The 523-nt window shown below is 44.0% G+C and carries 2 rRNA genes; both read right to left on the bottom strand.

From position 1 onward, the window contains the following. Nucleotides 1-61 precede the first annotated feature (61 nt). A 5S ribosomal RNA gene (gene rrf / locus IR083_RS24415) occupies nt 62-170 on the bottom strand. A gap of 176 nt (nt 171-346) precedes the next feature. Further along, nucleotides 347-523 (bottom strand): 23S ribosomal RNA (locus tag IR083_RS24410); the annotation flags it as partial.

The raw sequence follows: 523 nt of genomic DNA, 5'->3' as shown, positions 1-523 counted from the left end.
TGCCTCACATACCCAAACAAAAAAAGTCCCTCACTACTATAGTGAAGGACTTCTCTTCTTAAAACGGCGGTAACCTACTCTCCCACTTGCGCAGTACCATCGGCACGACCGGGCTTAACTTCTCTGTTCGGAATGGGAAGAGGTGGAGCCCCGGTGTTATAACCACCTGAATGCTTTTTATAGTGGATAGTTGATAGTGGACAATGTTTTATATGTAACTGTCAACTCTCAATTTTCAACTATATTGACTGATGTAAAAGAGCCAGTATCGTTAACTTATATTCCTAATATAGCAAACCTCTGGTTTGTTGTTCGGTGCCAGTTGACTACGGTGAGTATACTGGCACCATTGAAAGCGTCCGGGCAATTAGTACTACTCGGCTATGACATTGCTGCCTTTACACCTGTAGCCTATCTAGGTCGTAGTCTACAACCACCCTTAATGGATATCTTATCTTGAAGTCGGCTTCGTACTTAGATGCTTTCAGCACTTATCCAATCCGGACTTAGCTACCCGGCGATG

The organism is Dysgonomonas sp. GY75 (assembly GCF_015234155.1).
In the GTDB taxonomy this organism is placed as follows: Bacteria; Bacteroidota; Bacteroidia; order Bacteroidales; family Dysgonomonadaceae; genus Dysgonomonas; species Dysgonomonas gadei.
The sequence above is the reverse complement of the archived record's forward strand: the minus strand, read 5'-3'. Positions and strand labels throughout refer to the sequence as shown.